This is a genomic window from Vibrio sp. FF266, assembly GCF_041439695.1.
Lineage (GTDB): Bacteria > Pseudomonadota > Gammaproteobacteria > Enterobacterales > Vibrionaceae > Vibrio > Vibrio tasmaniensis_A.
Genome location: NZ_JBGOOO010000001.1, coordinates 293,065 through 318,733 on the forward strand (window position 1 = coordinate 293,065; position 25,669 = coordinate 318,733).

22 protein-coding genes are annotated in these 25,669 nt (G+C 43.2%); 15 read left to right on the forward strand and 7 right to left on the reverse strand.

Annotated elements, in window-relative coordinates; translation table 11 throughout:
• Positions 1-543 precede the first annotated feature (543 nt).
• From ACED59_RS01260 to sstT, 6 genes are all read left to right on the forward strand, one after another.
• Positions 544-1,464, forward strand: a complete 921-nt coding sequence (locus ACED59_RS01260; RefSeq protein ID WP_032499522.1) for a DUF368 domain-containing protein — start codon at positions 544-546, stop codon at positions 1,462-1,464.
• A gap of 203 nt (positions 1,465-1,667) precedes the next feature.
• On the forward strand, positions 1,668-2,108 hold the full coding sequence (locus ACED59_RS01265; protein WP_017096252.1) for a hypothetical protein: 441 nt from the start codon (positions 1,668-1,670) through the stop codon (positions 2,106-2,108).
• The gene (locus ACED59_RS01270; protein WP_012600175.1) at positions 2,105-2,701 is read left to right on the forward strand and encodes an SCO family protein; all 597 of its coding nucleotides are present in this window, start codon (positions 2,105-2,107) and stop codon (positions 2,699-2,701) included. The genes ACED59_RS01265 and ACED59_RS01270 overlap by 4 nt, the downstream gene beginning before the upstream one ends.
• Before the next feature lie 114 nt (positions 2,702-2,815).
• Positions 2,816-3,274: a copper chaperone PCu(A)C gene (locus ACED59_RS01275; protein WP_017096254.1), complete on the forward strand. Its 459-nt coding sequence runs from the start codon at positions 2,816-2,818 to the stop codon at positions 3,272-3,274.
• A 522-nt stretch (positions 3,275-3,796) separates the two neighbouring features.
• Positions 3,797-4,861 carry a ribosome small subunit-dependent GTPase A gene (gene rsgA / locus ACED59_RS01280; RefSeq protein WP_017096255.1) on the forward strand — a complete coding sequence of 355 codons (1,065 nt, stop codon included), beginning with the start codon at positions 3,797-3,799 and terminating at the stop codon, positions 4,859-4,861.
• A gap of 419 nt (positions 4,862-5,280) precedes the next feature.
• Positions 5,281-6,498, forward strand: coding sequence for a serine/threonine transporter SstT (gene sstT, locus ACED59_RS01285; protein ID WP_017096256.1), 1,218 nt, complete (start codon positions 5,281-5,283; stop codon positions 6,496-6,498).
• A gap of 290 nt (positions 6,499-6,788) precedes the next feature.
• Here the strand turns inward: sstT and ACED59_RS01290 are convergent, their stop codons facing one another.
• The 3 genes from ACED59_RS01290 to ACED59_RS01300 all read right to left on the reverse strand — a co-directional run bounded on the left by ACED59_RS01290 (position 6,789) and on the right by ACED59_RS01300 (position 9,753).
• Entirely contained in the window at positions 6,789-8,039 is a 1,251-nt protein-coding gene (locus ACED59_RS01290; protein WP_029223715.1) for a tetratricopeptide repeat protein, read from the reverse strand.
• Between the two features lie 317 nt (positions 8,040-8,356).
• Entirely contained in the window at positions 8,357-9,286 is a 930-nt protein-coding gene (locus ACED59_RS01295) for a LysR family transcriptional regulator (RefSeq protein ID WP_017096258.1), read from the reverse strand.
• Between the two features lie 26 nt (positions 9,287-9,312).
• A complete protein-coding gene (locus tag ACED59_RS01300) occupies positions 9,313-9,753 on the reverse strand; it encodes an Lrp/AsnC family transcriptional regulator (protein ID WP_009845852.1) in 441 nt (146 codons plus the stop codon).
• A gap of 141 nt (positions 9,754-9,894) precedes the next feature.
• On the opposite strand from ACED59_RS01300, the gene ACED59_RS01305 reads away from it, so the two are divergent.
• Positions 9,895-10,479 carry a LysE family translocator gene (locus ACED59_RS01305; protein ID WP_029223716.1) on the forward strand — a complete coding sequence of 195 codons (585 nt, stop codon included), beginning with the start codon at positions 9,895-9,897 and terminating at the stop codon, positions 10,477-10,479.
• Between the two features lie 54 nt (positions 10,480-10,533).
• On the opposite strand, the gene ACED59_RS01310 is transcribed toward ACED59_RS01305, so the two are convergent.
• The gene (locus ACED59_RS01310; RefSeq protein ID WP_017096260.1) at positions 10,534-10,923 is read right to left on the reverse strand and encodes a DUF1294 domain-containing protein; all 390 of its coding nucleotides are present in this window, start codon (positions 10,921-10,923) and stop codon (positions 10,534-10,536) included.
• A 377-nt stretch (positions 10,924-11,300) separates the two neighbouring features.
• Between ACED59_RS01310 and pulA the strand changes: the two genes are divergently transcribed.
• The 6 genes from pulA to ACED59_RS01340 all read left to right on the forward strand — a co-directional run bounded on the left by pulA (position 11,301) and on the right by ACED59_RS01340 (position 20,418).
• On the forward strand, positions 11,301-15,014 hold the full coding sequence (gene pulA / locus ACED59_RS01315; RefSeq protein ID WP_017096261.1) for a pullulanase-type alpha-1,6-glucosidase: 3,714 nt from the start codon (positions 11,301-11,303) through the stop codon (positions 15,012-15,014).
• Between the two features lie 255 nt (positions 15,015-15,269).
• Entirely contained in the window at positions 15,270-17,036 is a 1,767-nt protein-coding gene (locus tag ACED59_RS01320) for an alpha-amylase family protein (protein WP_017096262.1), read from the forward strand.
• 741 nt (positions 17,037-17,777) lie between these two features.
• On the forward strand, positions 17,778-18,215 hold the full coding sequence (locus ACED59_RS01325) for a hypothetical protein (protein ID WP_231847886.1): 438 nt from the start codon (positions 17,778-17,780) through the stop codon (positions 18,213-18,215).
• Between the two features lie 137 nt (positions 18,216-18,352).
• Positions 18,353-18,775 (forward strand): hypothetical protein, encoded by a 423-nt coding sequence (locus tag ACED59_RS01330; RefSeq protein ID WP_012603836.1) that lies wholly within the window; start codon positions 18,353-18,355, stop codon positions 18,773-18,775.
• Between the two features lie 305 nt (positions 18,776-19,080).
• Positions 19,081-19,878 (forward strand): CPBP family intramembrane glutamic endopeptidase, encoded by a 798-nt coding sequence (locus ACED59_RS01335; protein ID WP_017096263.1) that lies wholly within the window; start codon positions 19,081-19,083, stop codon positions 19,876-19,878.
• A gap of 294 nt (positions 19,879-20,172) precedes the next feature.
• Positions 20,173-20,418: a hypothetical protein gene (locus ACED59_RS01340; protein ID WP_009845860.1), complete on the forward strand. Its 246-nt coding sequence runs from the start codon at positions 20,173-20,175 to the stop codon at positions 20,416-20,418.
• Positions 20,419-20,582: 164 nt separating this feature from the next.
• On the opposite strand, the gene ACED59_RS01345 is transcribed toward ACED59_RS01340, so the two are convergent.
• The 3 genes from ACED59_RS01345 to ACED59_RS01355 form a co-directional block, all read right to left on the reverse strand.
• Positions 20,583-20,921 (reverse strand): type II toxin-antitoxin system RelE/ParE family toxin, encoded by a 339-nt coding sequence (locus tag ACED59_RS01345; protein WP_017096265.1) that lies wholly within the window; start codon positions 20,919-20,921, stop codon positions 20,583-20,585.
• Between the two features lie 11 nt (positions 20,922-20,932).
• Positions 20,933-21,181, reverse strand: coding sequence for a prevent-host-death protein (locus tag ACED59_RS01350; protein WP_009845862.1), 249 nt, complete (start codon positions 21,179-21,181; stop codon positions 20,933-20,935).
• A gap of 173 nt (positions 21,182-21,354) precedes the next feature.
• Positions 21,355-22,272, reverse strand: a complete 918-nt coding sequence (locus ACED59_RS01355) for a LysR family transcriptional regulator (RefSeq protein ID WP_017096266.1) — start codon at positions 22,270-22,272, stop codon at positions 21,355-21,357.
• 194 nt (positions 22,273-22,466) lie between these two features.
• On the opposite strand from ACED59_RS01355, the gene ACED59_RS01360 reads away from it, so the two are divergent.
• Both ACED59_RS01360 and malE read left to right on the forward strand, forming a co-directional pair.
• Positions 22,467-24,098 (forward strand): alpha-glucosidase, encoded by a 1,632-nt coding sequence (locus ACED59_RS01360; RefSeq protein ID WP_029223717.1) that lies wholly within the window; start codon positions 22,467-22,469, stop codon positions 24,096-24,098.
• A gap of 367 nt (positions 24,099-24,465) precedes the next feature.
• The gene (gene malE, locus ACED59_RS01365) at positions 24,466-25,644 is read left to right on the forward strand and encodes a maltose/maltodextrin ABC transporter substrate-binding protein MalE (RefSeq protein ID WP_017096268.1); all 1,179 of its coding nucleotides are present in this window, start codon (positions 24,466-24,468) and stop codon (positions 25,642-25,644) included.
• Positions 25,645-25,669: the final 25 nt, after the last annotated feature.

Here is a 25,669-nt window from a genome sequence, read left to right on the forward strand (position 1 = left end):
GATTCGAGAAAAGCTTAAGCTAGTTGCCTATGGTGACTGGCTTTTTTTTCGTTTGGAGCATGGGGTTAATAGCAGATAGCTGATCATAAAGAGCCAAACGACAGACAAAAAAATAGCCAACCGCAATAATCGCGATTGGCTCTATATATTTGTGAACAAATCATAAGTTCACTAACAACGTCAGTTGGCTAGGTGACCCTCGGCTTAAGAAGGGTCAATGTATATAATGCAGTTAGCGTGCCAACTTTAATTCAGCCATTTTATAAGCCCTGCATCGCATAAAAACCTCTAATTCATGATGCGAATTGCAAAGTGCATTTGCATAATGCAACCAAGATGCAATATCGATAGAAAACAGGTTTCACTGCCGCCGATAATAATAAGACACCAAGCAGTTGTATTTTAAATGTAAGGCAGATGTTCACATCAACGTATTGCCTTACAATTAAAGAGGTAATAAAGCACCTCGCCAAAGGCATATTCATACTTTTTTTACACTAAAGTTTGTATACTGCACAAAATCACTCTCAACTCTATGAAGCAATGAACTACTTAAGTACTTTTTTCAAAGGCATGGCAATGGGCGCAGCCGACGTTGTACCTGGCGTGTCGGGCGGAACCATCGCATTCATCACTGGTATCTACGATACGCTACTAGAAAGCATTCGAAGAATTAACCCTAGCGTACTTGGACTATGGAAGCGTGAAGGTTTCAAAGCCGCGTTTAGCCACATCAATGGTTTTTTCCTAATTTCACTGTTCGCAGGCGTATTCACGAGCATTGCGACATTTGCAAAACTGATTTCTTGGTTATTAGTCACCCACCCAGTTCCACTATGGTCTTTCTTCTTTGGCCTTATCTTGGTGTCGGTTTTCCATATTCTTAAACAAGTAGAAAAGCGCGATATGATTCGATTCGTATTTTTGCTGCTTGGTGTCGCCTTCGCTTACAGCATTACCGTGCTTAAGCCGCTGCAAATGGAACCTACCGGTATCAATATTCTCATTGCAGGTGCGATTGCAATCTGTGCGATGATTTTGCCAGGTATCTCAGGGAGCTTCATTCTGCTATTAATTGGTATGTACGGCCCGGTACTTGGTGCCGTTAAAGAATTTCAGGTTGATGTACTTGCCCTATTCCTTGGTGGCTGTGTGATTGGCCTGCTGACTTTCTCTCACGTACTTTCTTGGTTATTGCGCTCATTCCGCGACTTCACATTAGTATTCTTGACTGGTTTGATGATCGGTACACTGCCGAAGATTTGGCCGTGGAAAGAAACGATCAGCTGGCGCACTAACTCTAAAGGTGAGCAAGTTCCTCTGATTCAAGAAAACTTGTCACCGTTTGATTTTGAAGCCGTCACTTCTCAACCTTCACAGCTAGTAATGGCTATTTTGATGATGCTTGTAGCGATTGCTCTGGTCCTTGGGTTAGAGAAATTTGCAGAGCGCAACGCTGACTAATCATTCAGCCAACTTCTGGAAAGCGTTTAGAACGGATAATGCTTAGAAAGACTAAGCTCACGCCCCTATGACACAGACAAAAGCGAAGCCAATGGCTTCGCTTTTTTAGTTCTACCATACGCACAAAATTACTTTTTGATACAAGCACATATTGAGGGATATGATAACATCGCCGCTCTTATAAAATTAGATGAGAACACGACATGCACTCTGCATTAAAGGTTGCAGCTCTTGGGATCGCTCTCGTGGCAGGCTTTTATGGGCCGCAAGCAATTCAGCAATTTGAATCAGCGATGGAGCGAGCCTCTGCTGAGGTTAACTTAGATGATTACTGCATGCTTTCCACCACATCGTGTGAGCAAAATACAGTTGCGATGACACTTGATCGCGAGACAGCTCAACCTCTGGCTCCCACCAAAATCAAAGTAGTGTGGGAAGGCGCAGCCTCTGACACATTAATGCTGTCGCTTACAGGTTTAGAGATGGAAATGGGCTCGGCACGTTTTCAATTAAAAAACATTGGCAATAATACCTATGAAGGTGATGTGATTTTACCTGTATGTACTTTAGACAAGATGACATGGATCGGTGAGCTCACTGATGGTGTCGATACTGTAAATCCGGCAATAAGGATGGCAAGATGAGTAGAAATTGGTCGTTAGCATTGGTTGTCGCTTTTGTCCTTGGCTTTGGCGTTAAAAGTTATCTTGATGGGCAAAACGAAGCTCAAAAACAACACGCGGCAAAACAACAATTCTCCGCAACAACCCTTTTCGGCAAAGATAACCAGCCAACTGAAATCTTTGACCAAACCGATGACAGAATTCGTATCGTTTATTTTGGTTTCACACGTTGCCCAGATGTGTGCCCTACTTCTCTAGCAATGTTAGCCGGAGCACTTAACCAGATTTCTGATGAAGCAAAAGCCAAGATTCGCCCGATGTTTGTTTCTCTCGATCCAGAACGTGATGCCGCTGAAGCCTCATACGAATACGCACAATACTTCCACCCAATGATGGAAGGATTAAGTGGCCCGTTAGATGTGACAACAACGCTTGCACACAACTACGGTGTTATTTTTAGAAAGACCAAGCTTGAAGGTTCAGAGTTGGAATACACCCTAGACCACAGCTCATATTTCTATTTTTTAAAACCTGATGGCACGCTGATTACCAAAGTGCCGCATACGTTAACGCCAGCGCCAATTGTTGAAGCTATTAACACATTAACGCGCTAACGTACCAAGTCATCAGCGACGAGAAACAACGTGTACAAAAATAAAGAACTTAACGAATAAAGTTCGAACAAAAAGTCAGGTCCCAGACCAAAACAAAAAACTAAGGACAACAACATGAAGTTAAAAGCACTTGCTCTAGCAGGCTTATTGCTCACTCCTCTTGCTCAAGCGAATAGCGACATTATGGTTCATGACGCGTACGCGCGCGCAACCCCGCCTTCAGCAGTGAACAGCGCGGTATTCACGACTCTGATGAACCATAGCGATAAAGATCGCGCTATTGTTTCTGCAACAACACCAGCAGCAGGAAAGGTTGAACTTCATGATGTTATCGTTGATGGCGACGTAATGAAGATGCGTCAAGTTCAAGCGATCACCATCCCTGCAAATGGTAAAGCAGTACTTAAACCAGGTAGCTTACACATCATGTTGTTTGACTTGAAAAGCAGCCTAAAAGAAGGTGAACAAATCAAAATGACACTGACCTTCGCAAACGGTGAAACACAGACCTTTGATGCGCCAGTGAAGAAAGTGATGAGCGGTATGAAAAAGATGAATCACGATCATCATTAATCAGATTTACAACCGATGAAATAATTTAAGCCACGATGACTTCTCGCCATCGTGGCTTTTTGCTAAACTGAGCTCGCTTTTTATTCAAAGCCTGACCACATTAATAACCAAGGAGAATAGAAGATGATTGTAATGAAGACACTAAAACTGGCAGTAAAAGTAACGCGTTAACTTGTTTGGTTAATCCAACTTAAATACCGATCGACCAACTTATCGTCACTCTTTGACGACCGCACACTTTTACCCGGTTTACTGTTGATCGTAAGTGATCAATTCCTGCATGCCTGTAAAGCATGACTCAATCCGGGGTCCTATCTATTTGAATTCGACCCAAACTCAAAACATTTTTGACGTCTCGACGCTTTTAATCTCAGCAACTCTTTTTGGTCTCATTAACTCTTTTGATCTCATCAACAAATTGAGATCTCACAAGAAGTTAATGCTCTCATAAGACTTTAATGCAGTGATAAGACTTTAATGCTCTCACAAGAAAAGAAAGCTCGCACGTCTGGGTAAATAGACATGAATTCACAAAACGCATTTTCTAATCCAATGTCACTTCAACAACTTGGATGGCAACCTGTATTCCAACAACAACTGACACTCGAAGACTATGACCAATCCGTCATTGCTCGTATTACCGCGCACCATCGCAGCGGCTATACACTAGCGTCAGAACAAGGCGAAATCGTTCTCCCTATCCATCAAAACCAACCCTCAATGACGGTAGGCGACTGGGTAATCTTGAACTCTGAACTGCAATTCGGCCGTTTATTAGACCGTCAATCACTCTTCAGCCGTAAAGCTGCAGGTAGCCGTGTCGCCGAACAATATATCTCAGCTAACATCGACACGGTTTTTATCGTGGTTTCGTTAAATAACGACTTTAATCTAAGCCGTATTGAACGCTACCTAGCGCTCGCCAATGAAGCACAGGTTGAAGCCGTTATCGTACTCACCAAGAAAGACTTGTGTGATGACTACGAAGACAAAGTACAACAAGTGCAAAGCTTAGATTCTATGCTGATGATCGAAGCGGTGAATAGCCTAGACCAAGACTCAACTCAAGTCTTGTCGCCTTGGTGTAAAACGGGCAAGACTGTGGCTTTAATTGGTTCATCCGGTGTGGGTAAATCCACCTTAGTCAACTCATTACTTGGTGAGGCTGAACAAGCCACAGGTGGCATTCGTGAAGACGATAGCAAAGGCCGACACACAACCACATCACGATCGCTCCACTTGCTAACATCGGGCGGCTTACTGCTCGATACTCCAGGAATGCGAGAGCTACAACTTGCTGACTGCGCTGAAGGCGTGAGTGAAACCTTTTCTGATGTGGAAGAGTTAGCCATGCATTGCCGATTCTCTGATTGTCATCATGAATCAGAACCGGGTTGCAAGATACGCAAGGCGATTGAAAGTGGAGAATTGTCTGAGCGACGATTTGCTAACTATCGAAAGTTATTGCGAGAACAAGCCCGAAATGGCGCCTCGTTAGCGGAACAACGCGCCAGCAATAAGCAGCTTTCCAAGATGTACAAAACCGTACAATCAGAAGGCCGCAATCTTAAAAAAGCGTCTGACTAAGGTTTAAGGTTAACGGCTATAAGCTGTATTTAAGATAACCTAACTTAAGATAACTTTAATTTAAGACAATGAGCCCCATCGTGTTAATCACGTGGGGCTTTTGTTTCAATTTGATAATGGTGTGGTTATTTATGCACACAATGTTCTTTCCTATAGCCGTTTACATTTCTACATTTGCAGTGTTTTGAATCTATCAAATGAGAATCAGCAGATTTATAGCTCAATCAAAATACATTTATTTAACATTTAGCTCTAAAAACACCACATAGCGCAAACAATAACCCTAAAAGTAAACTATCCCTAGACACCCTCTTAGATCCCGCTAATATGACCGCCAATTCCGCTAGTGTATAGTTGGATTTGGTACAACTTCATAAAAAGATACATCACTATAATAAATTAACAATTGCAGGTATTTTATGCAAAATCACAACATGCTCGCCCGCATCGCTCGTGGAAATCTCGTTCTACAGATCCTTGCTGGTATTGTTTTCGGTGTCGTTCTCGCCATGGTTTCTCCTTCAGCAGCTCAAGATGCAGGCCTATTAGGTAGCCTGTTTGTTGGTGCTCTGAAAGCTGTTGCCCCAATTTTAGTATTCATTCTTGTTGCAGCTTCTATCGCAAACCAAAAGAAAGGTCAGCATACTCATATGCGTCCAATCATTGTGCTTTACCTGATTGGTACGTTCTCTGCTGCACTGACTGCTGTAGTACTGAGCTTCATGTTCCCAACCACTTTGACACTGGTTGCTGGCGCTGAAGGTGCTAACCCTCCTCAAGGTATTGCAGAAGTTCTTCATACGCTTCTATTCAAGCTTGTAGACAACCCAGTTAGCGCACTAATGAATGCGAACTACATCGGTATTCTTGCTTGGGCAATCGGTCTTGGTCTTGCTCTGCACCACGCATCTGCAACAACCAAAGCGGTTTTCGAAGACCTAAGCCACAGTGTTTCACACATTGTTCGCTTCATTATTCGTCTTGCGCCATTCGGTATCTTCGGTCTTGTTTCTGCTACATTCGCAACAACAGGCTTCGATGCACTGGCAAGCTACGGTCAACTTCTAGCAGTACTACTAAGCTCAATGCTAATCATCGCACTTGTGGTTAACCCACTGCTTGTATTTATTAAAACAAAACAAAACCCATACCCACTTGTACTGCAATGTATTCGTGAATCTGGTGTAACGGCATTCTTCACTCGTTCAAGCGCTGCAAACATCCCAGTGAACATGAACCTTTGTAAGAAGCTAAAGCTAGACGAAGATACTTACTCTGTATCGATTCCTCTAGGCGCAACGATCAACATGGCAGGCGCTGCAATCACCATTACTGTGTTAACGCTTGCTGCTGTACACACTATGGGTATTGAGATTGATATCTTCACTGCGATTCTACTAAGCCTTGTTGCTGCAGTTTCAGCATGTGGCGCATCGGGTGTTGCTGGCGGTTCACTACTGCTTATCCCGCTAGCGTGTGGCCTATTCGGTATTTCAAACGATGTAGCGATGCAGGTTGTAGGGGTTGGTTTCATTATCGGTGTGATTCAAGATTCAGCTGAAACGGCGCTTAACAGCTCAACAGACGTAGTGTTCACTGCGGCTGTATGTAAAGCCGAGCAAAACAAAGAGCTATAAGCCTTTAGCTGCTCTGAACCTAAACAGTTCTGAGCTCTAAGCTCTAAGCTCTAAGCTCTAAGCTCTAAAAAGCAAATCGTACATAAACAAAAAGGGAAGCAGATGCTTCCCTTTTTTTTGTTTGAGTGCTTTACCCGCCGCAGTCAATAATACCTACCGTATGACTTAGCGGCTTAATGCAGTCAGTTATAACATCTACACTCATATAACATCGTTGGATTTTTTAAATTGTAGAACTACTCGTTTCAGTCATGTACAGAATACAGGTAATAACTCATAAACACGGTTTATTAATTGCTCTTCCAGTTAGACTCGACTGCCGGTTGGCTAAAGTCCAAAGAACCGCTATTAGAGTTAGCTTGCTTATCTTGTGATGCTCGATTTACGCTTGCCTTGTCACCATCATGGTTTTCAGCCGCCTGTTGGTGATTGTTGCCATTTAAACCTTGAGCACTTGAAGCTTGAGCATTTGAGGCTTCAGTATCCAAATCCGCCTTATCGACACCTAACTCATCACCCTCTTCGTCAGAGGCTTCTTTCACTTTCTTATGTACTGGGATATCGCGTTTGTAGAGCTTGTTGAGCGCTTTAACGATAGAGTGCTTGGTGATTGCTTCTTGCGTCAACTTGGTCATTATTGGCTTAGTCAGAGCCTGTAATCCCACAACGGCATCAACACCAAGATCCCCACCAACTTTATCTCTCAAGTACCTCGCATCCGCATAGCCAAAATGAGCCGATAAGAATAACCAGATATACGCGATAGCATTGCCGTGCTCACCATGGTCAATCCACGCCTCACCGGCTTTAAACATCGCTTCTGCACAGTTTTTTTCAGCTGCCGTTTCAAACCAGTAAACCGCTTCACGATGATTAGCGACAACGCCAACACCATTCAAATAGCTCATACCCAATTTGATTTTTCCGTCTAGGTTATTCTTTTCAGCCGCTTTTCTGAACCACATGAAAGAGCTTTCTGGAGAATAATCTGGGTTCTCTCTATCTAAACACCAATCCCCCATGAAAAGCATCGCTTCGGTGTTACCACTAACTGCAGACTCTTCAATATAGGCGCTGCCTTTCGGAAGGTTTTTCTCAACTCCGCGACCAAACACGAGTGCTTTACCCACCTCGAATTTTGCAAGCGGATCGTTATCCAGTGCTGATATCGCTAACTGCCAAAAATTGGCCTTTTCTCTTAAAATTAGGTCTTCTTTGCACTTCATACTCAGACGCACAATGCCGTACATGCCGTTGACATTGTCTAAATGGGCAGCTTTATCGTACCAATACAGAGCTTCCTTAAGATTGACTCGTTCGGCCTCTTTCGCCAAATATAAAATCGACGGCACATGCCCTGTTTCAGCCTTAAATTGACGATCTTTTTGCTCTTGGATACGTGCTTTTTCAATCGCTTTTCGGTAAGCGACAGCGCGAGCTTTACGTTCTTGTTCCAAGCGCTTTTTTCTTAGCGACAAAGAGACCAGCCAAACAGCAATCAGTATTAACGAAAGAGCGGTCGCACCAATTGCGATTCCCATTGTACTCATAAAATATTTTATCCTAACTCGGCTAATAGCACCCTACACAGGAAAGCAATCAACCTATAGCGAGCAGTATGTTTGAATGACAGGGAAAAGCGCAGTTATTAAAACGTTCCGCCCTAAAATGAATTTTGTTCAGTATCTCAGGAATACATAATGATAAAAAGCCTACGAGTATCTATCCGTCAGCACTCCATTAATGCTGTGATCCCGCTCGCTTTTTCTCTATAAGTCTTGGGGCGTTACTTATTCTATCTTATCTATCTTATCTATCTTATCTATCTTATCTAGCAGCTTATGGCCTAGCGACATAATTAACCTTGCTGCATCTTCTCCCAAATGGTCGGAGAGCCAATATAGTCTTGAACCGTAGTAATGAACTCTTTCACCAATTTGGTCTGCTTACGATGCGGATACACAGCATAAATAGCCGTATCAACCGTCGAGATTGCATAATCAGGAAGTAACGTAACCAAGCCCAATTCTTTCATTGAGGCATACAAGTTTGATTGATCAAGGAAGCCATAACCTAGACCATCTTTCACACAAGACACCATAGTACGAACATCACTGACCTTATAGTTGCCACGAATCGTTAGGCTTTGGAAAGTGTTGCCATGCGGCTCTTCACTGATACGCAGGTGATCAACCGTCATATCACCATTGGTATAGATAACCGCAGGTAAAGAGAGCAAATCTTGTGGCGTCTTCGGCTCACCGTGCTCTTTCACAAAGTCGTTCGATGCAACGAGCATAAAGTTACTGTCGGCAATCTTCTTGGCAATCAAGTTTGATTCAACGAGCTTACTGAAACGAAACGCGATATCAAACTGCCCTGCAATGATGTTGGCGATCTTGTCGTCCAATGACAGCACAATCTGAACATCCGGATACTTTCTCATGAACTGAGTAATAATAGGTTGCAGATATTGCTGACCAAAATAGATCGGCGACGTAATTCGCAGCACACCTTTGGGTTCAGACTGATATGAATCTGCAATGCCCTGGATCTGATTAATAGTATCTTTCAGCACATAGGTTTGCGCTAAAATATCTTCCCCAGCCGACGTCAACGAGAACGAACGAGTAGATCGGTTGAGCAACTGAACACCTAAATCTTGCTCAAGCTTTTTGATCTGTTTAGAGAGCGATGAGTTGTCCATATCGTGTAAAGTTGCCGCTTTGGTAAACGACCCTTGTTGAACCACATCTAAGAACAACAACAACTGGTTAGTATTTGGCAATGCGCCTCTCCTGAAATAAAACTCGACTAACGTTCATCTTTGGGGGTGTCCATCACAACCATAGTCGTAATCGATTGCACCTGAGCACATTCCCCAAGCACATCGGCATGAAACTTCTTATAGCCCGGTAGATCTTTTGTTTCTACCCTTAGCAAGTACTCGTTGGCACCAGTAATGTTGTGGCACTCCACCACCTCTTTTTCCATACTGACGTGCTGTTCAAATTCTAGCTGAGCCGCTTTGCTATGGCTCGACAAGCCAATCGAAACATAAGCTATAAAGCCAACGCCCATCAGGCCATTATCCAGAACCGCACGGTAACCTTGAATGATCCCTTTACGCTCGAGGTCCTGTACTCGCCTTAAGGTCGCTGAAGCCGACAATCCTATACGTTCTGAAAGCTCAATGTTGGAGATTCTGCCGTCCAATTTAAGCTCTTGCAATATCCTTTCGTCAAATCTATCCATAAGTACTTATTATTGTGCATTAAGTGATAATTGAGGAAATAAAAGCACATAATTGCCTCACTTTCCACCTACTATGTTTCTCAACACGTGAAAGTCATGACCGGTCAGTCACTTCGTTCATTTTACTGCTGGAGAATCACAATGCCTTTAGAACAACTTAGCGCACTTGCCTTGTTTGCGTTTGTCTCGACCTTCACACCAGGTCCAAATAACATCATGCTCATGACATCAGGAGCCAATGTTGGCTTTGCCCGTACCATTCCGCACATGCTAGGCATTGCTCTGGGTTTTGCAGCCATGTTGCTATTGGTTGGCTTCGGCTTAATGGGGATTTTTAACGCCTATCCGGTCTCTCACCAAATCTTGAAATACCTGAGTCTTGCTTACCTCGTGTACCTTGCGATTAAGATAGCATTGAGCGGCAAAGCCAAAAGCACCGAGGCTTACAAACCCATGACTTTCATTGGCGCAGCGAGTTTTCAGTGGGTGAATCCTAAAGGCTGGTCAATGGCGCTGACGGCAATTTCAGTGTACAGCAGTGGTAGTTCATGGTGGGAGCTCGCGATCATCGCCAGTATATTCACATTAGCCAATTTGCCTTCTGTGACATTCTGGACAGCGGCAGGTAAACAGCTCCAGCATTGGCTAACAACACCCGTTCGAATCAAAAGCTTCAACTATGGTATGGCAGGGTTACTTTTAGCATCGACGATTCCGATGATCTAATCGACTTACTTTATCTATTGATGGTTAGTACACCGGTGCTAACCATCCGTTTCTTTAAAAGAGCTTAATAATCTCGCTTAGCCATTGACCAAATGTCGCCTGCCCACTCGGCGTTAACGTCCAGACAAAAGCCACAACATTAAGTGACACCGTCACGAAAAATATAAGTCTAAATGGTTGCTTCTGCGTTTTATGACGCAGTTTATCTTGAGCAATTAACGCCCCTAACCAACCACCAGCAACAGAAAAAATATGCAGAGTTTTCTCTGGTACACGCCAATTACCATTGATTGCCGCTCTCTTGTCCTTCGCGTACACAAAAAACGTCACTATTCCGATAACTAAATACCACACCAAGAGCGCTTTTGAACTTTCTGAAAACAACGCAGATACCGCTACCAATACCAGATAAGTAATAGCGATTTGAATAGATGAAGACAACATCAACTCCTTTGGATAATGAACAACATAGCGTCACCATTCCACATTAAAGACTCACTAAGGCTATTTGAGGCGAATGAGTACAAACTTTTTTTGATAGGAAAAACAACCTACGAGTGAAGTGCCACTAAGCTCACATAAATAAGGCGTAGTTATCACCCCTAGCGACTACTCCTATCTTCTACGCCTATGGCTAACCAACTGTATTTTATGAGCTATTGAACCAATAAAAAAGCGCGTTAACCACCACAATCCGTGATATCGACACTAGGTTTCCTATTTTTACGGATTAAAAATAACTTAATACATAAGCGTCACAAATAGTGGAGCATCGTTAAGCCTAGGATATTCATCTTCGTAAAAAATATGGATATCAAAACGTGAACGAAATAAATACCAATAAACACGAGATTCTACAAAGTACCTTGAAGATTGCAAAAACAACGAGCTTCAATATTGCGCAAACAAACACCTTTAAACGTTCAGCTTTAACTAAGGCGATATTGCCTCTCGTCACCGCGACCTTGATAGCAGGCTGTGGAAGCGACACTAGCAAAACAAACTCTGACAGCAATAGTCTATATAAAGCCGCTGAAAACGAAGTTGTTATTTATTACAAACGTGATGTTGCAGCGGCTCGCGCTTCTGGCTCGACCTACGACGGCTGGGGGCTTCATCTTTGGAATGGTGAAGGTTGTACGAGCACTGACTTAGTCGGCATGGGATTAGGTAACAATGGGACTGACTGGGATGTACCTTATGAATTCAAGGGCATCAATGATACCTATGGCGCCTACTACGTATTGAAAGTCGACCCAGATGCATCCGACCCTCATAAGTGCATCAACTTCATCTTGCATAATGGCGGCGATAAGGCGTTTGGCAGCGCCAACTCGAAAATTGATCTCACCAAACTGAGTCAATCTCAATCTGTATTCGGTTTCCATGGCAGCAGCGCGCTGTACTACGAACCGATTTCAGAACGCCCAGTTAAGATTGATGGCCAGAAGGCACATTGGTTGGACTCAAACACAATCGCTTGGGAAGCTGCAGACGGTGCCGATTCTCTCAAGTTGTTCTACGCACTCGATAACAGCATCACGATAAACGATGATAAGGCGATCGTCGGTGGGCAGGCCGTTGAACTCAAAAAAGATGGCAAGCTATCCTCTGCATTAAAAGAACGCTTCCGTCATCTAGCAAGCTTACCCGCTTTATCAATTGATGTTGACGACAGCACGCTGCGCACCATCTTGAAATCTCAGATCATTGTTGTTGCGTATAATGCGAATGGCGACGTTATCTCTTCAACTGAAGTTCAAAAGCCCGGCGTACTTGATGCTGTATTTGCCAACGAAGAGGCCGGTAACGCAATGGGAGAAACACTGGGGGCGATTGTGGAAGGCAGCACGACGACCTTCAAACTTTGGGCTCCTACTGCGCAAGATGTTGGGCTCGTCCTCTACAGCGAAGACCGACAAAGTTCAAAAGTGATCCCAATGACGGAAAGCTTGGAAACAGGCATTTGGGCAACGGATTCAATTTCTAACGCCGTGAATAGTTATTACCGTTACCAAGTGAAGGTCTACCACCCAACCACTGGTAATATCGAAACTCGCCTTGTGACCGACCCATACTCACTCGGCTTGTCGAAGAATTCAGCATACTCACAAGTGATTGACCTTGATGAAGCAGCACTGATGCCACAAGGTTGGGCTGGATATAAGCGCCCAACGGTGAAGAAAGACGAAGACCACGTACTGTACGAATCACACCTTCGTGACTTTAGCTTCAGTGATAAGTTAGGTACAGCAAGCTTAAACGGCAAGTACCTAGCGCTAACAGAAGCCGATCGTGAGTCAGTAAAACACTTGAAAGCTCTGAAAGATGCCGGTTTAACTACGCTTCATATCTTACCTGCATTCGATATCGCTACCATCAATGAAGATGATGCGAACCGCGTGGATATCACCGACACCGTTAGCAAACTCTGTAACGTAAAACCAACAGCGACTTTATGCGGCACCGAAGATGAAAACAAAACCATCGAAGCCGTACTCAACAGCTATAACTCTTCAACAGGCGATGCCCAAGCTCTAATGAACGATCTGCGTATGTTAGATAGTTTCAACTGGGGCTACGACCCATTCCATTACACCGTTCCAGAGGGAAGTTACGCGACAGATCCTAACGGTTCAAAACGTATTCTAGAATTCCGTCAAATGGTTAAAGCTGCGCACGACATGGATCTTAAACTGATCATGGACGTGGTTTATAACCATACCAATGCGTCTGGCGTGAACGATAAGTCCGTACTGGATAAGATCGTCCCTGGGTATTATCACCGCCTGAATGTGAACACTGGTGGCGTGGAAAGCTCAACGTGTTGTGATAACACCGCAACTGAAAACCTAATGATGGGTAAGTTGATGGTCGACTCACTCAAGGTATGGGCTGACGACTATAAGGTTGATGGTTTTCGTTTTGACTTAATGGGCCACCAGCCAAAAAGCGTAATGGTTGAAGCATTGAAAGAAGTGCGCAAGATCGACCCAAATACCCTGTTCTATGGCGAAGGTTGGGACTTTGGCGAAGTAGCAAACAACGCTCGCTTCGAACAAGCCAACCAGATCAATATGGCAGGCACCGAAATTGGCACCTTCTCTGACCGTTTGCGTGATGCAGTAAGAGGCGGTAGCCCATTTGATGGTGGTGTCGATTCTGAAGGTAAGCACCCACTTCGATTTAACCAAGGCTTCGGTAACTCCGCGTTTGCCAACGAAGAAACCAAAGTTGATCAAGATTCAGTCAACGGTCGTTTACACAACCAAGATCTTGTGCGCTTAGGCATGGCCGGTAACTTAGCCGAATACGTATTACTGGATTACAAAGGCGATACCAAACTGGGCAAAAACGTCGACTACAACGGCGCACCTGCCGGCTACACCAAAATGCCATCAGAGAACATCTCTTACGTTTCCAAGCACGATAACCAAACTCTTTGGGATAACAACGCTTACAAAATCGCCGAAGGTACAAGCTCTGCAGAACGTGCTCGTATGCAGTCGGTATCGCTCTCGACCGTCATGTTGGGCCAAGGCATCCCGTTCATCCACATGGGGTCTGAACTGTTACGTTCTAAATCGATGCAGCGTGATTCTTACGACTCTGGCGATTGGTACAACCGTGTGATGTTTGATGGTACTGGCAATAACTGGAATGTTGGCTTACCTCGTGAAGACAAAGATGGTGCCAATTGGGAACTCATCAAAACCATCATTGCCGACAGCACAGCCAAGCCTGCAAAAGAGGATATTGACCTCACCAAGCAGCAATTCCTAGAGTTGTTAAAAATCCGCAGCTCAAGTGAACTGTTCCGCTTAGACACAGCAGAAGAAGTCATGAAGCGTGTCGACTTCCGCAATGTGGGCAAAGATCAAATCGAAGGCCTGATCGTGATGTCTATTGATGACGGAATCTCCACAGGCAAAGACCTAGATACTACCGCTGATGCGATTGTGGTTGTTGTAAACTCAACGAGTAAATCTCAATCGTTCAAGATCACGGGAGCGACGGGCTTTACACTCCATACCATTCAGAAGAACTCTGCCGATGACATCGTGAAAGGCGCCACCTTTTCCGCTGAGACTTTCACCGTACCGCCATTAACCACCGCAGTGTTTGTGCAAACTCAAGGCGCGTCACAAGGTGCTGGGTTATCGGTTGATAACTCACAAAAGGACGTATCTAAGATTCCGCCATATGGCAAAACGACCGTCTATGTACGTGGTGCAATGAACGGATGGAACCCGACGGACGCTTGGGCGATGAACTTCGTTGGTAACGGCGTTTACTCTGTCACTGGCGCTTTGGCTGTGGGTGAATATGGCTTCAAGTTTAGCGGTTCTACTTGGGGTATCTTGGATATTGGCTGTCACTCCGTCGACTTAGCTAAAGGCTCGATCAACATTGGCAGCGAAGGCGACTGTAAGTTGAATGTAACCGAAGCCGGCAACTACACATTCACACTGAATGCGATTCATCAACTCAATGACAGCGCAGAAAAAGCCGTGGTATCTGTGACGAAACAATAAGCTTCACATTCACATAATCATCACAGACGAGCCTGTTTTTTTGGGGAAAAGCGAGGGGAGGTATTAACCTCCCCTTTTTTTGAGCAGCCGCTCACATACCACAGCAACTACGCCCCGATTTTCTTACCCAAGGAGGATAAAGCCGCATTCTGATTAAGCTAGCCTCCTAACAATAACTTCTATATCAAATATAACGTCTAACACAGCTTCAACGACAAAGCCCTACACCTCCACTTCTCGAGATGGAATATAAGTATGTACAACAAGAAACATTCAATCTATCAAGTTTTTACCCGTTTGTTCGGCAATCAGAATACACAGAACACACCTTGGGGAACCATTGAGCAAAATGGCGTGGGCAAGTTCAGTGACTTCACCAATAAAGCGCTGACAGAAATTAGAGAACTCGGCATCACTCATATTTGGTACACCGGAGTACCACATCATGCTGTGATCAACGACTACAAGCACATCGGCATCTCAGACGATCATCCAAGCGTTGTAAAAGGACGGGCTGGCTCACCTTATGCCGTCAAAGATTACTACTCCGTAAACCCAGATCTTGCTGACAACCCAGCGCAGCGCTTACAGGAATTCGAAGCCTTGATCAAAAGAAGCCATGACAATGGTTTGAAAGTCATCATTGATATCGTCCCTAACCACATTGCCCGTAATTACCAAGGCTTGAATAACCCAGAGGGCGTGCGTGACTTTGGTGATCAAGATGACACGACGGTTGAGTATCATCGCAACAATAACTTCTATTACATTCCTGACAGCACATTTGAACTGCCCGAGATCGAACCTGCGTTCATTCCTCTTGGTGGCGAACAACACCCGAATTTAGCCTCACCGTTTCTTGAATCCCCAGCAAAATGGACAGGAAACGGATCGCGCTTGAGCAAACCTAACTTCGATGATTGGTATGAAACCGTAAAAATTAACTATGGCGTGCGACCAGACGGTTCAAAAGACTTCCCTGAACTACCGAATGATTATGCGATGCGTGATCACCTCGCCCACTACCATTTCTGGCAGCAAGTTGATATGCCGGATTCATGGATTAAGTTTCGAGACATCGCATTATATTGGTTAGAAAAAGGTGTCGATGGATTTCGCTACGATATGGCAGAAATGGTACCGGTCGAATTCTGGAGCTATCTCAATTCATCAATCAAAGTAAAGAATCAAGACGCCTTTTTGATGGCGGAAGTGTACCAACCGGACCTTTATCGTGATTACATTCGCATGGGTAAAATGGACTATCTGTATGACAAAGTCGATCTTTACGACGGCCTAAAAGCAGTCATGCAAGGTAAGGCTTCAACGGCAGTCATCCCTGAGATCCAGCATCAAATGATGGACATCGAACACCACATGATGCACTTCTTAGACAACCACGATGAGCAGCGTGTCGCGTCTCCTGAGTTTGTTGGTAACCCACACATTGCCAAACCAGCCATGTTAGTCAGTGCGCTATTAAGTAGCTCTCCCACCATGATTTACTTCGGGCAAGAAGTCGGCGAATCGGGCGCGGAGAACGCAGGCTTTGGGCAACCTTCTCGCACGTCTATATTTGACTACATCGGTGTTCCTCAACATCAAAAATGGATGAACGGAGGAAAGTTCGATGGTGGACAGCTCAACGATGACGAAAAGCAGCTCAGATTCTTCTACCAACAAGTGATGACGTTTTCATTGAACCATTCATCGATGACCGGAGCGTACCAAGATTTACACCAATCCAATCAACTAAGTGATTCTGTTTATGCTTTCTTGCGTTTTGATAATCAAGAACTGGTTATCGCCGCGGCTAACTTCAGCCAAAGCAAAACGGATCACATCCAGCTGAAGGTGACGGCAGAGGTTATTCAAAAACTAGGCATTGCTGACGGAAGCTATACGCTCAAAGAACATATTGAAGGCGCCCAACAACAGACGCTGTATGTGGAAAACGGTGTCGGTTACTTCAGTGCAGAATTAAAACCCCTAGCCGCTTTCGCTTGGGTGTTAACCCTTTAATCAATCGTTCTAAAAGTAACCAGCAATGACGGCGTTAAACAAGAGGAAACGGTACTTAACGTCGTCTTCGGATAGGAGCGCACTAATGTGCGCTCTGAGTTATTGCAAAATAAACACTGCGATACGCTGGGTATAAAATACCAACCGAGCATCCTTTGTGCTCCGTGGGGCCTCACTTGCGTTCAATGGTATGTATATGATCATGTTAAATACTCCTGTAATTTACATAAGCGCCCATGCGCTCACTACTATATTTATTAAATTACGCCAAAATGACGTCCAAACAGCTTGTTTATTTGCCTTTTCAGCGGAGTAAGGACAATAATATCGCCACCAACGATAACGCTCATCTGTCTATCTCCAGTTCAGTCAACTCTCGTCTGACTTATCTTTGCCCCTTTCTTCGTTAGATCTTATAGTGATTCATATCTTGTAAATTTGAGTTTACCCTACTCAAACTTATCTGAGCGAGTTGATGGATAGAGTTTCCATTATTCGGTAAAATTGTGCTGCTTATCTTTCATGGTTTTTCTATAACTTATTGATTTTAAATTAATTAAACATGAAAGATACAGCGTTTTGGAAGGGTGGAAAGACGACGATTGGTCGTCTAATAAGCGTTAGTCATTTCATTTCATCAACCTTACTTTTCGTTGAGCAGTAAAGGTGAATCGATTTACCTCACATTTTTTTGACTGATGATATGTAATATCAATAGTTTGTATGTGTTATGACGTAACTATGATTAATTATAAGAAAAAAATTTATCTACTATCTCTATGTTTACTTTTTGGCTGTAAGACAACGGAGCAAATAGTACAAGAGCGTGAGGTTGCTATTTCCAATATGGATAACTTAGATATATGTTACAACCTAGGAAAACAAGATGATTTCAACTACTGGAAGCTTATTAAGAATGAACAGTTCCATAGGAAAAATACAACTCATTCATGGGATGTTCCGAATGATCTGTGCAACAAAGCTATTGAGATGGGTAGAGCGGCTCTACTGAAAAGCGAGATGCGAGAGCAGAGACACAGAGATGAATTAGTCGATACTATTAATAGTGCCTCTAAGTCAATAAGTGATGGGTATAAGAAATCGGCAGATGCCTATGGCTCGCAAACTAGAACAACCTGTCAAAGCTACGGCTCTGAAACCAACTGTATTTCATATTAGTGAATGGCTAATAAACTGTTTAAGAGTGATTTTCAACGCGCGGTATTTTCACCATGCGTTGTGTTTAGTATGGCGTGCGAAAGCATTTGTATTGCGTGTCTAACGCCTTAATTAGGTGTTAAATTACAGAGGCAAGAATGAAGAAACTAGTTATTGTTTTGTTGGCAACCTTCCCATTGTTTGCATTATGTGATGACTCCAAAAAGTACGAAGAGCTACTTACAGGTTTCAAAGAGTCTCAAGCATACAAGAGCGTAGCTATTGGTGTTTGGGATTGCGTTTCCCTGTCTGATAAAGATGTTGTCTCAGTGTTAAGTTTACAGCCAGATCATATGGTCTATTACAATGCGCTAGACAAGTATTATTTCTCCCTGCAAGACAGCAGTGATAAAAAACGTGTAACGTTACTTGAAAGAGGCTTGAAGGCAGTCAATAAAATAAAACACAGCACAATGGCTGACGAATTGGAATTTGATTACTCTACTCATATTGTTAGCTTCAAACCATTTGCTAGTGCATATGGTAATTTTTCAAATTATCAGTGTACGAAACGAAAGTAATTTAACAAATGATCTGCTCCAGTCAGGCTGGAAACCAAGTTAAGTGATTTTCCATACTTCTAGTTATTCATAAATTGCTAATTTAGGGGAAGCCATAACACACTTTTGTCCAGAGACGTGTTATGCCGCCATGCTTTGGGACAAGAACGCCTTAGTGCTATGACTCTAAAACGCGTGTGCCTCAAAATCCGTCAGAGTTAAACCCATACATATCCTGTTCCTGTTTTTCACCAGATTATTTAGTCGTGAAGATCTCGATACGATTGAAATTAATGTGAGGCGGATGATATAAATGTAACCTTTAAATGCAGGAATTAATAAATTTAGATATGGTACAAATGGATAACTTTCCCACCGTAGGACTTAAAACCTCGTTACCCATAAGCATATTGGCACTTGCCATATATTACCTATGGGGCGACATGGGTTTTAATGATCTTCGAGGCCTTTTTTGGGTGGTGGCGTTTGTGATGATGCTTACTTTAAAGAAAAGTGAAAATAGCCTCTTTTCAGTAACTCCACAAGTTTCCTCTTTTACTCATCATGTATTCCCAATTACTGTGCTAGCGATTGGCGTGGCTTGTATCACGTTGTTCTATATGGAATTTATCCGGAAATATATCACGGGGCAAGAAGTCGACTATATCGTAGGATTTCTCGTTAGTGGTGAACTGGAAGTAAGCGAGAAACTAAATTATCTTTTCGAAACCGTTATATTAGCTCCGTTATCAGAGGAGTTTTTCTTCAGGTTTATCTTGCTAAGTAGCATATGCTTACTTTTGAGAAACAAGTTTGTAGGCGTAATTTTATCGTCACTCTTATTCGCCTACGGCCATGAAGACCCTGTCGTTGCTTTTTCTCTAGGTATCACTGCATCAATAGTTCTACTGAAATACATGAGTATATATAGCGCTATAATTTTTCATACGATTTATAATTTGTGGATATATACAGTGGAAGTTTTTATCGTACCCGCATTTTTCTTTAATGATTGGGACTTTGCACCAAGTGGGAACATCGGAACAACCGTTTCTATAATGGCATTAGCTGTATCTTTTTTGGCACTATTGATTATTAAACGCAAGGAAAAATCAATACAATAAGGTTTTAGTAACCGCTTCATCACTATAAGGACTGAGGCAATAATCAATGAAATCACCACACTTATCGACACCTCGATAGTAAAGTTTCTGACACATTTATGTCCAAAAACGAGCCAGCACGATCTCTGTTACCTCACCCCTTTCTAAGGTTAACCGCTCCCGATTACATTCCACTGGTTTACTGTTTTTCCATTCGCTTTTTATGGTTAAAATGCCTTATGGTACAAACAATCGAATTATAGATACTTGCGGGCTTTGCCAAAGGTATTCCCCATTTACACGAAAAGACTGATTATGAATTTTGATATCAATGCACTGAAACACCACCAACTGGTCGAAGATGGTCAACTAGAAGGGTGTTACCTTCATCAACCAGCACAGGGCAGCCAGCAAGACGATGACGCTGTTTTAGCAGAGCGCCAAGCGCTAGAAAAATTGGGGTATAAGGTAGTACAGGTACAAGCTAAAGGTGGGGCAACAACCTTTGCTGAGGCTATGCAAAAGTTTGCGAAGAAAACAGGTCACCAGACCAAAGAGTAAGCGAATGGGTGTAGAGGGGCTTTCTATTACGGCTGATAGCCTTTGGATTTTAAAGCGAACACAACATAAAGCTTTTAACAACAGCCACTTAACTCGAATTAAAACACACCCTGTAAGTCACTAAACGGGGTTATAAGTACATCAGCTAAATCTCTGCTATAACTCTATTTATGTATGATGCAATAATCAACGAGAGCCATTGATATGTCTTGTTTTTGCCTTAATAAGACCAGGCCTATAACCGTGCCATTATTCACCTCATAAAACAGCCTAAAGCCCGATTTTTTGAACTCTCTGATACTAGTGACCCCCAACCCTACAAGCTCAGAACATCTAGAGTACATGTCAGGGTTATGGCTCACATTTTCTTCAAAGGCATCTAAAAGACTCTCAACCCCTTCAATGACTGATTTTTCATCATTCCATTGAGTTAGGTGATCAATCGAATCATTTAGCGAATTTTCAAATGTTTCCGTGTATTGAATTTCTACTTTATGAGTCATATTTACCTTTGTTACTTACGGGCAGCTAATCGACTTCTTAAATCTCTAGACGAAGTTACACGATCTTGAACAACATCATTTTTTGCAAAGCTAACCAGTTTCATTAGCGCAATGGCATCTTGACGTTTTTTATGGTCTTCATACGACTCAACTACATACGTAGGTTTTCCATTTTGCGTGATCGTTAGTGGTTCACTTAAAGGCAAGTTAGCCGCATTTTTTTTTAAGAAACTGACGGTTTCTACATTTGCTGTGTCCATAATCACTCACCCTGTTTGTATTTGTTGCTTTAGTTAGTTGAATGTCATCACTCATTCAATAGCTATATTGTACTACCAGATCACTGCAAGTTCAAATTTAGACTTTATTTAAACCACCTTGCACAACCAAAACAGGACGCTTACCAAAAGGAGTTTCGTATTTCATGTAATGCTTAATCAAAATTGGCTTTTTGTAAGATCTCAATGAACGTCTTGATCTTGAGGTCTTCCGCTCCCTGTTTCGCGTAGAGGCCAACGTTTCCTAACTTAGAGTCATCAATCAGTAAGGTTTCGAAGCCTTTGTCTTTCATCCAGTCACACATTTTATGACTGTATGGCATGACAGCATTAGACATTCTCAACATATCTAAACTCGCAAAAAGAGAGTCAACGTCATAGACATCTCGCCCAACCATCTCAGTATCACGCCCGCCAGGCTGTGAATTTACGTGGTCAGACAGTACAGAGTTATGTCGAGAGTGATCGGGGGTCACTTGGAGTATTGGAAACGCCAACACCTCACGCCTTAACAAGATCGGGTCTAAGTGCTTCTTCGTTAGCAATGGATGGTTAGCTCGAACAAACACCGCTTCTTTGTCTTGAAAGAGTGGGTAAAACGTTACTTTGCATCGCTCATGCAGCCCATAGATTTCATGGCCAACAAACAAGTCGATATCGCCTTGAACCAAATGGTGCATCAAAGACAAGTTGTTACCGAACTCCAAATGTAGCGAGCCCATTCGTTCTTGTTGCTTGTATTCCTCAACCGCCTTGCAAACAAATTGTTCCCACCAAGCTTCCCCAGTGCCGAGCTTCAATTTACCGGATTGGCGCTGCTGCATGTCGGTAAAGCGGTGCATTAACGACAGATGCTTTTCTTGCTGTTCTTGTGCAAACTCCCGAAACAACAACCCGTACTCGGTAAGCTCAACGCCTTTTGACTTACGAGTAAAAATAGCCACACCAACATCACTCTCTAATTTCTTGATCGCAGCGGTCAAGGAGGGCTGGCTAATATTCAGCTTTTCCGCGGCACCTTTAATACTGCCAGTATGCGCAACCATCAGAAAGTATCGGTATAGCTTGTTCATAGGATTCTCTTAGTTTGCATTCGATCACAAAATGCGAGGTTAGAAATTCAACAAATTAAACCACTGAACACAGTGCGCAGCGGATAGAGCTCATGATATAGGATTTTTCTATAGAGAGCATTAGTAATGCTATTTCCCAGTGTAAGATGAAATCACTATAGTAAGGTCAATTAACTTATTAAGTGGACATTGAGATGGAACAGAAATGGTGGCATGACGCAGTGGTCTACCAAATTTACCCGCGTAGCTTTTTAGACTCGAATAATGACGGTATCGGTGACCTAAATGGAATCATCAGCAAACTCGATTACCTTAAAGAACTGGGCATTAATGTCATTTGGCTCTCTCCTGTTTATCAATCTCCAATGGACGATAACGGCTACGACATCTCCGACTACCAAGCGATTGCTGAAGAGTTTGGCACGATGGAAGAGATGAAACGACTGATGGGTGAAGCGAAAGAGCGTGACATTAAGATTGTTATGGATTTGGTGGTAAACCATACGTCAGATGAGCACCGTTGGTTCGAGCAAGCACGCTCTTCAAAAGACAATCCGTATAGAGACTATTACATTTGGCGCGATGCAAAACCGGATGGCAGCGCACCGGATGACCAAGGTTCTATCTTTGGCGGAAGTGCTTGGCAGTGGGATGAACTCACACAACAATATTACTTCCATCTATTCTCGAAACGTCAGCCAGATTTGAACTGGGAAAACCCGAAGGTTCAAGAAGAAGTTCATACTATGATGAACTGGTGGATTGACCTTGGCATCGGCGGCTTCCGCTTAGATGTGATTGATCTTATTGGTAAGGAGATCGATAAAGGAATCACTGGTAACGGACCAAGGCTGCACAAGCTATTACAACAAATGAATCAGGCGACCTTTGGTAACAAGGATTTGTTAACCGTAGGAGAAACTTGGGGCGCAACACCAGAAATAGCCAAGCTATACAGCGGACAAGGTAAAAATGAACTTTCTATGGTATTCCAATTTGAGCACATTACCCTGACATGGGAAAACGGTGACAAATGGAACCCTATTTCGCTTGATCTTCGAGAGTTCAAAAATGTGCTGACCAAGTGGCAGCTAGAGCTGGCCGATGGTGGTTGGAATTCCCTTTTTTGGAACAACCACGATTTACCACGTTTGGTTTCAAAATACGGTGATGACAAACACTTCCGAGTTGAGTCAGCAAAAATGCTGGCGACGTGTTTGCACTTCTTAAAAGGCACACCTTACATTTATCAAGGTGAAGAGATTGGCATGACCAATGTCGCTTTTGACAATCTGGACCAATATAAAGATATTGAAACGCACAATTTCTATAAAGTAAAAACGGAATCAGGTGTTACTCATGAACACATGATGGACGCCATTCACGAGAACAGCCGTGACAACGCTAGAACACCCATGCATTGGAACAACCAACCAAATGCAGGCTTCTCTGACGGAACACCTTGGATTGAGCTGAATCCAAACTACCCAGAGATCAACGTCGAAAGTGCGTTGGCTGATCCAAGTTCCATATTTTATCACTACAAGACATTGATAGAGTTACGAAAAGCTCACCCAGCGATTGTCTACGGTTCATTCATTCCTGTTTTTGAAGAACACGACAAGGTTTTCGCCTACGTACGTGAGTTGGATGGTGAAAAACTGTTTGTAGTTTGTAACTTCTCAAACGACAACCTGACACTGGATATGCCTGAACAATACCAAACTCAGACGCTTGATTGTCTGATCAATAACTATCAAACGGTCACTGAGTTGTCAGCCAAGCTTGAACTGGCACCGTATGAATCATTTGCTGTAAAACTGTAATCATACGTTAAACTCAACACACCAAAGGCAAGGTTCTCCTTGCCTTTTTTATTGCCCAAAGCCATCGGTTCTCTCCAACATTTCACATCTTAACCTAAGCAACCTAACGCTTAGTTTTGGATGGCTTTCATCACCCAAAAATAGTTTGAGCCCGCCTTCACATTTCTCTATACGCGCCACTTCACAAAACTATGGCGATCGCCTGTAAAACAGCACTGTATCGGCATTGCTATAGCTTTTTACTATATCAAAGGTGCGTTTACCTATTTCTCAAAGGCTAAATTAGTCGATATTATTTTCAGCAGATAATAAGAACTGATAGAAGTGATTATCGTTATGGATAACCTTCTGAATATGGAATGAAATTATGAAACCTCTATTAAAAACACTGTCTATTTGTACCCTTGCTGCTCTTTGCAATGCACCGGCTTTTGCTATGGAAGAAGGTGAAATCACAATCTGGATCAATGGCGATAAAAGTTATGCCGGTCTTGCTGAAATTGGTAAACAATTCGAAGAAGATACCGGTGTAAAAATTAACGTTCAGTACCCAGACTCACTGGAAGCTAAATTCCAACAACACGCAGCAACAGGCGGCGGCCCTGACATCATTTTCTGGGCACACGACCGTTTTGGTGGCTACGCAGAATCAGGGCTACTTCACGAACTTAATCCAAGTAAAGAATTCAAAGAAAAGCTTGTCGACTTCAGTTGGGATGCGGTGACAGTCAACGGTAAAGTTGTGGGCTACCCTCTAGCAATCGAAGCACCTTCTCTAATCTACAACAAAGACCTACTTCCAAACCCACCAAAAACATGGGAAGAGCTTGCTGACATTCAGAAAGAAATGGCTAAGCAAAACAAAAAAGCCATCATGTGGGATGTGAAAAATGCGTACTTCACATGGCCGATGATCTCTGCCGGTGGTGCCTTCGCGTTTGAAAAAACAGCAACAGGCTATGACGCTAAAAGCACAGGTGTTAACAATGCAGCGGGTGTTCGCGGCCTTCAATTCTTAGTTGATATGGTAAACCAAGGGGTAGTTAACCCGAATATGGATTACTCAGTAGCAGAAGCAGAGTTCACCAATGGCAATGTGGCAATGACCATTAATGGCCCTTGGTCTTGGGGTAACTTAGACAAGCTTGGTGTTAATTATGGCGTTGCTGAACTGCCGACATTAAATGGCGGTAAAGGTAACCCATTTGTTGGGATCCTAAGTGCGGGTATCAATGCTGCGAGTCCAAATACTGATCTTGCTGTAGAGTTCTTAGAGAACTACCTATTCCAAGACGACGCTCTGAAAACTATGAATGATGACAAGCCTCTTGGCGCGGTGGCACTAAAGTCATTCCAAAAAATTCTTGAGAGCGATGATCGTATCAAGTCAACCATGACAAATGCTGAAAACGGCGAAATCATGCCAAACATTCCGCAAATGACGGCTTACTGGTTCGCTGAAGGTGCGGCTATCGATAACGCAATGCAGGGTAAGCAAACCGTTAGAGAAGCGCTAGACACAGCAGCAAAACAAATTACCAAATAAGCTTTCTTCATATTAATAACCCTTT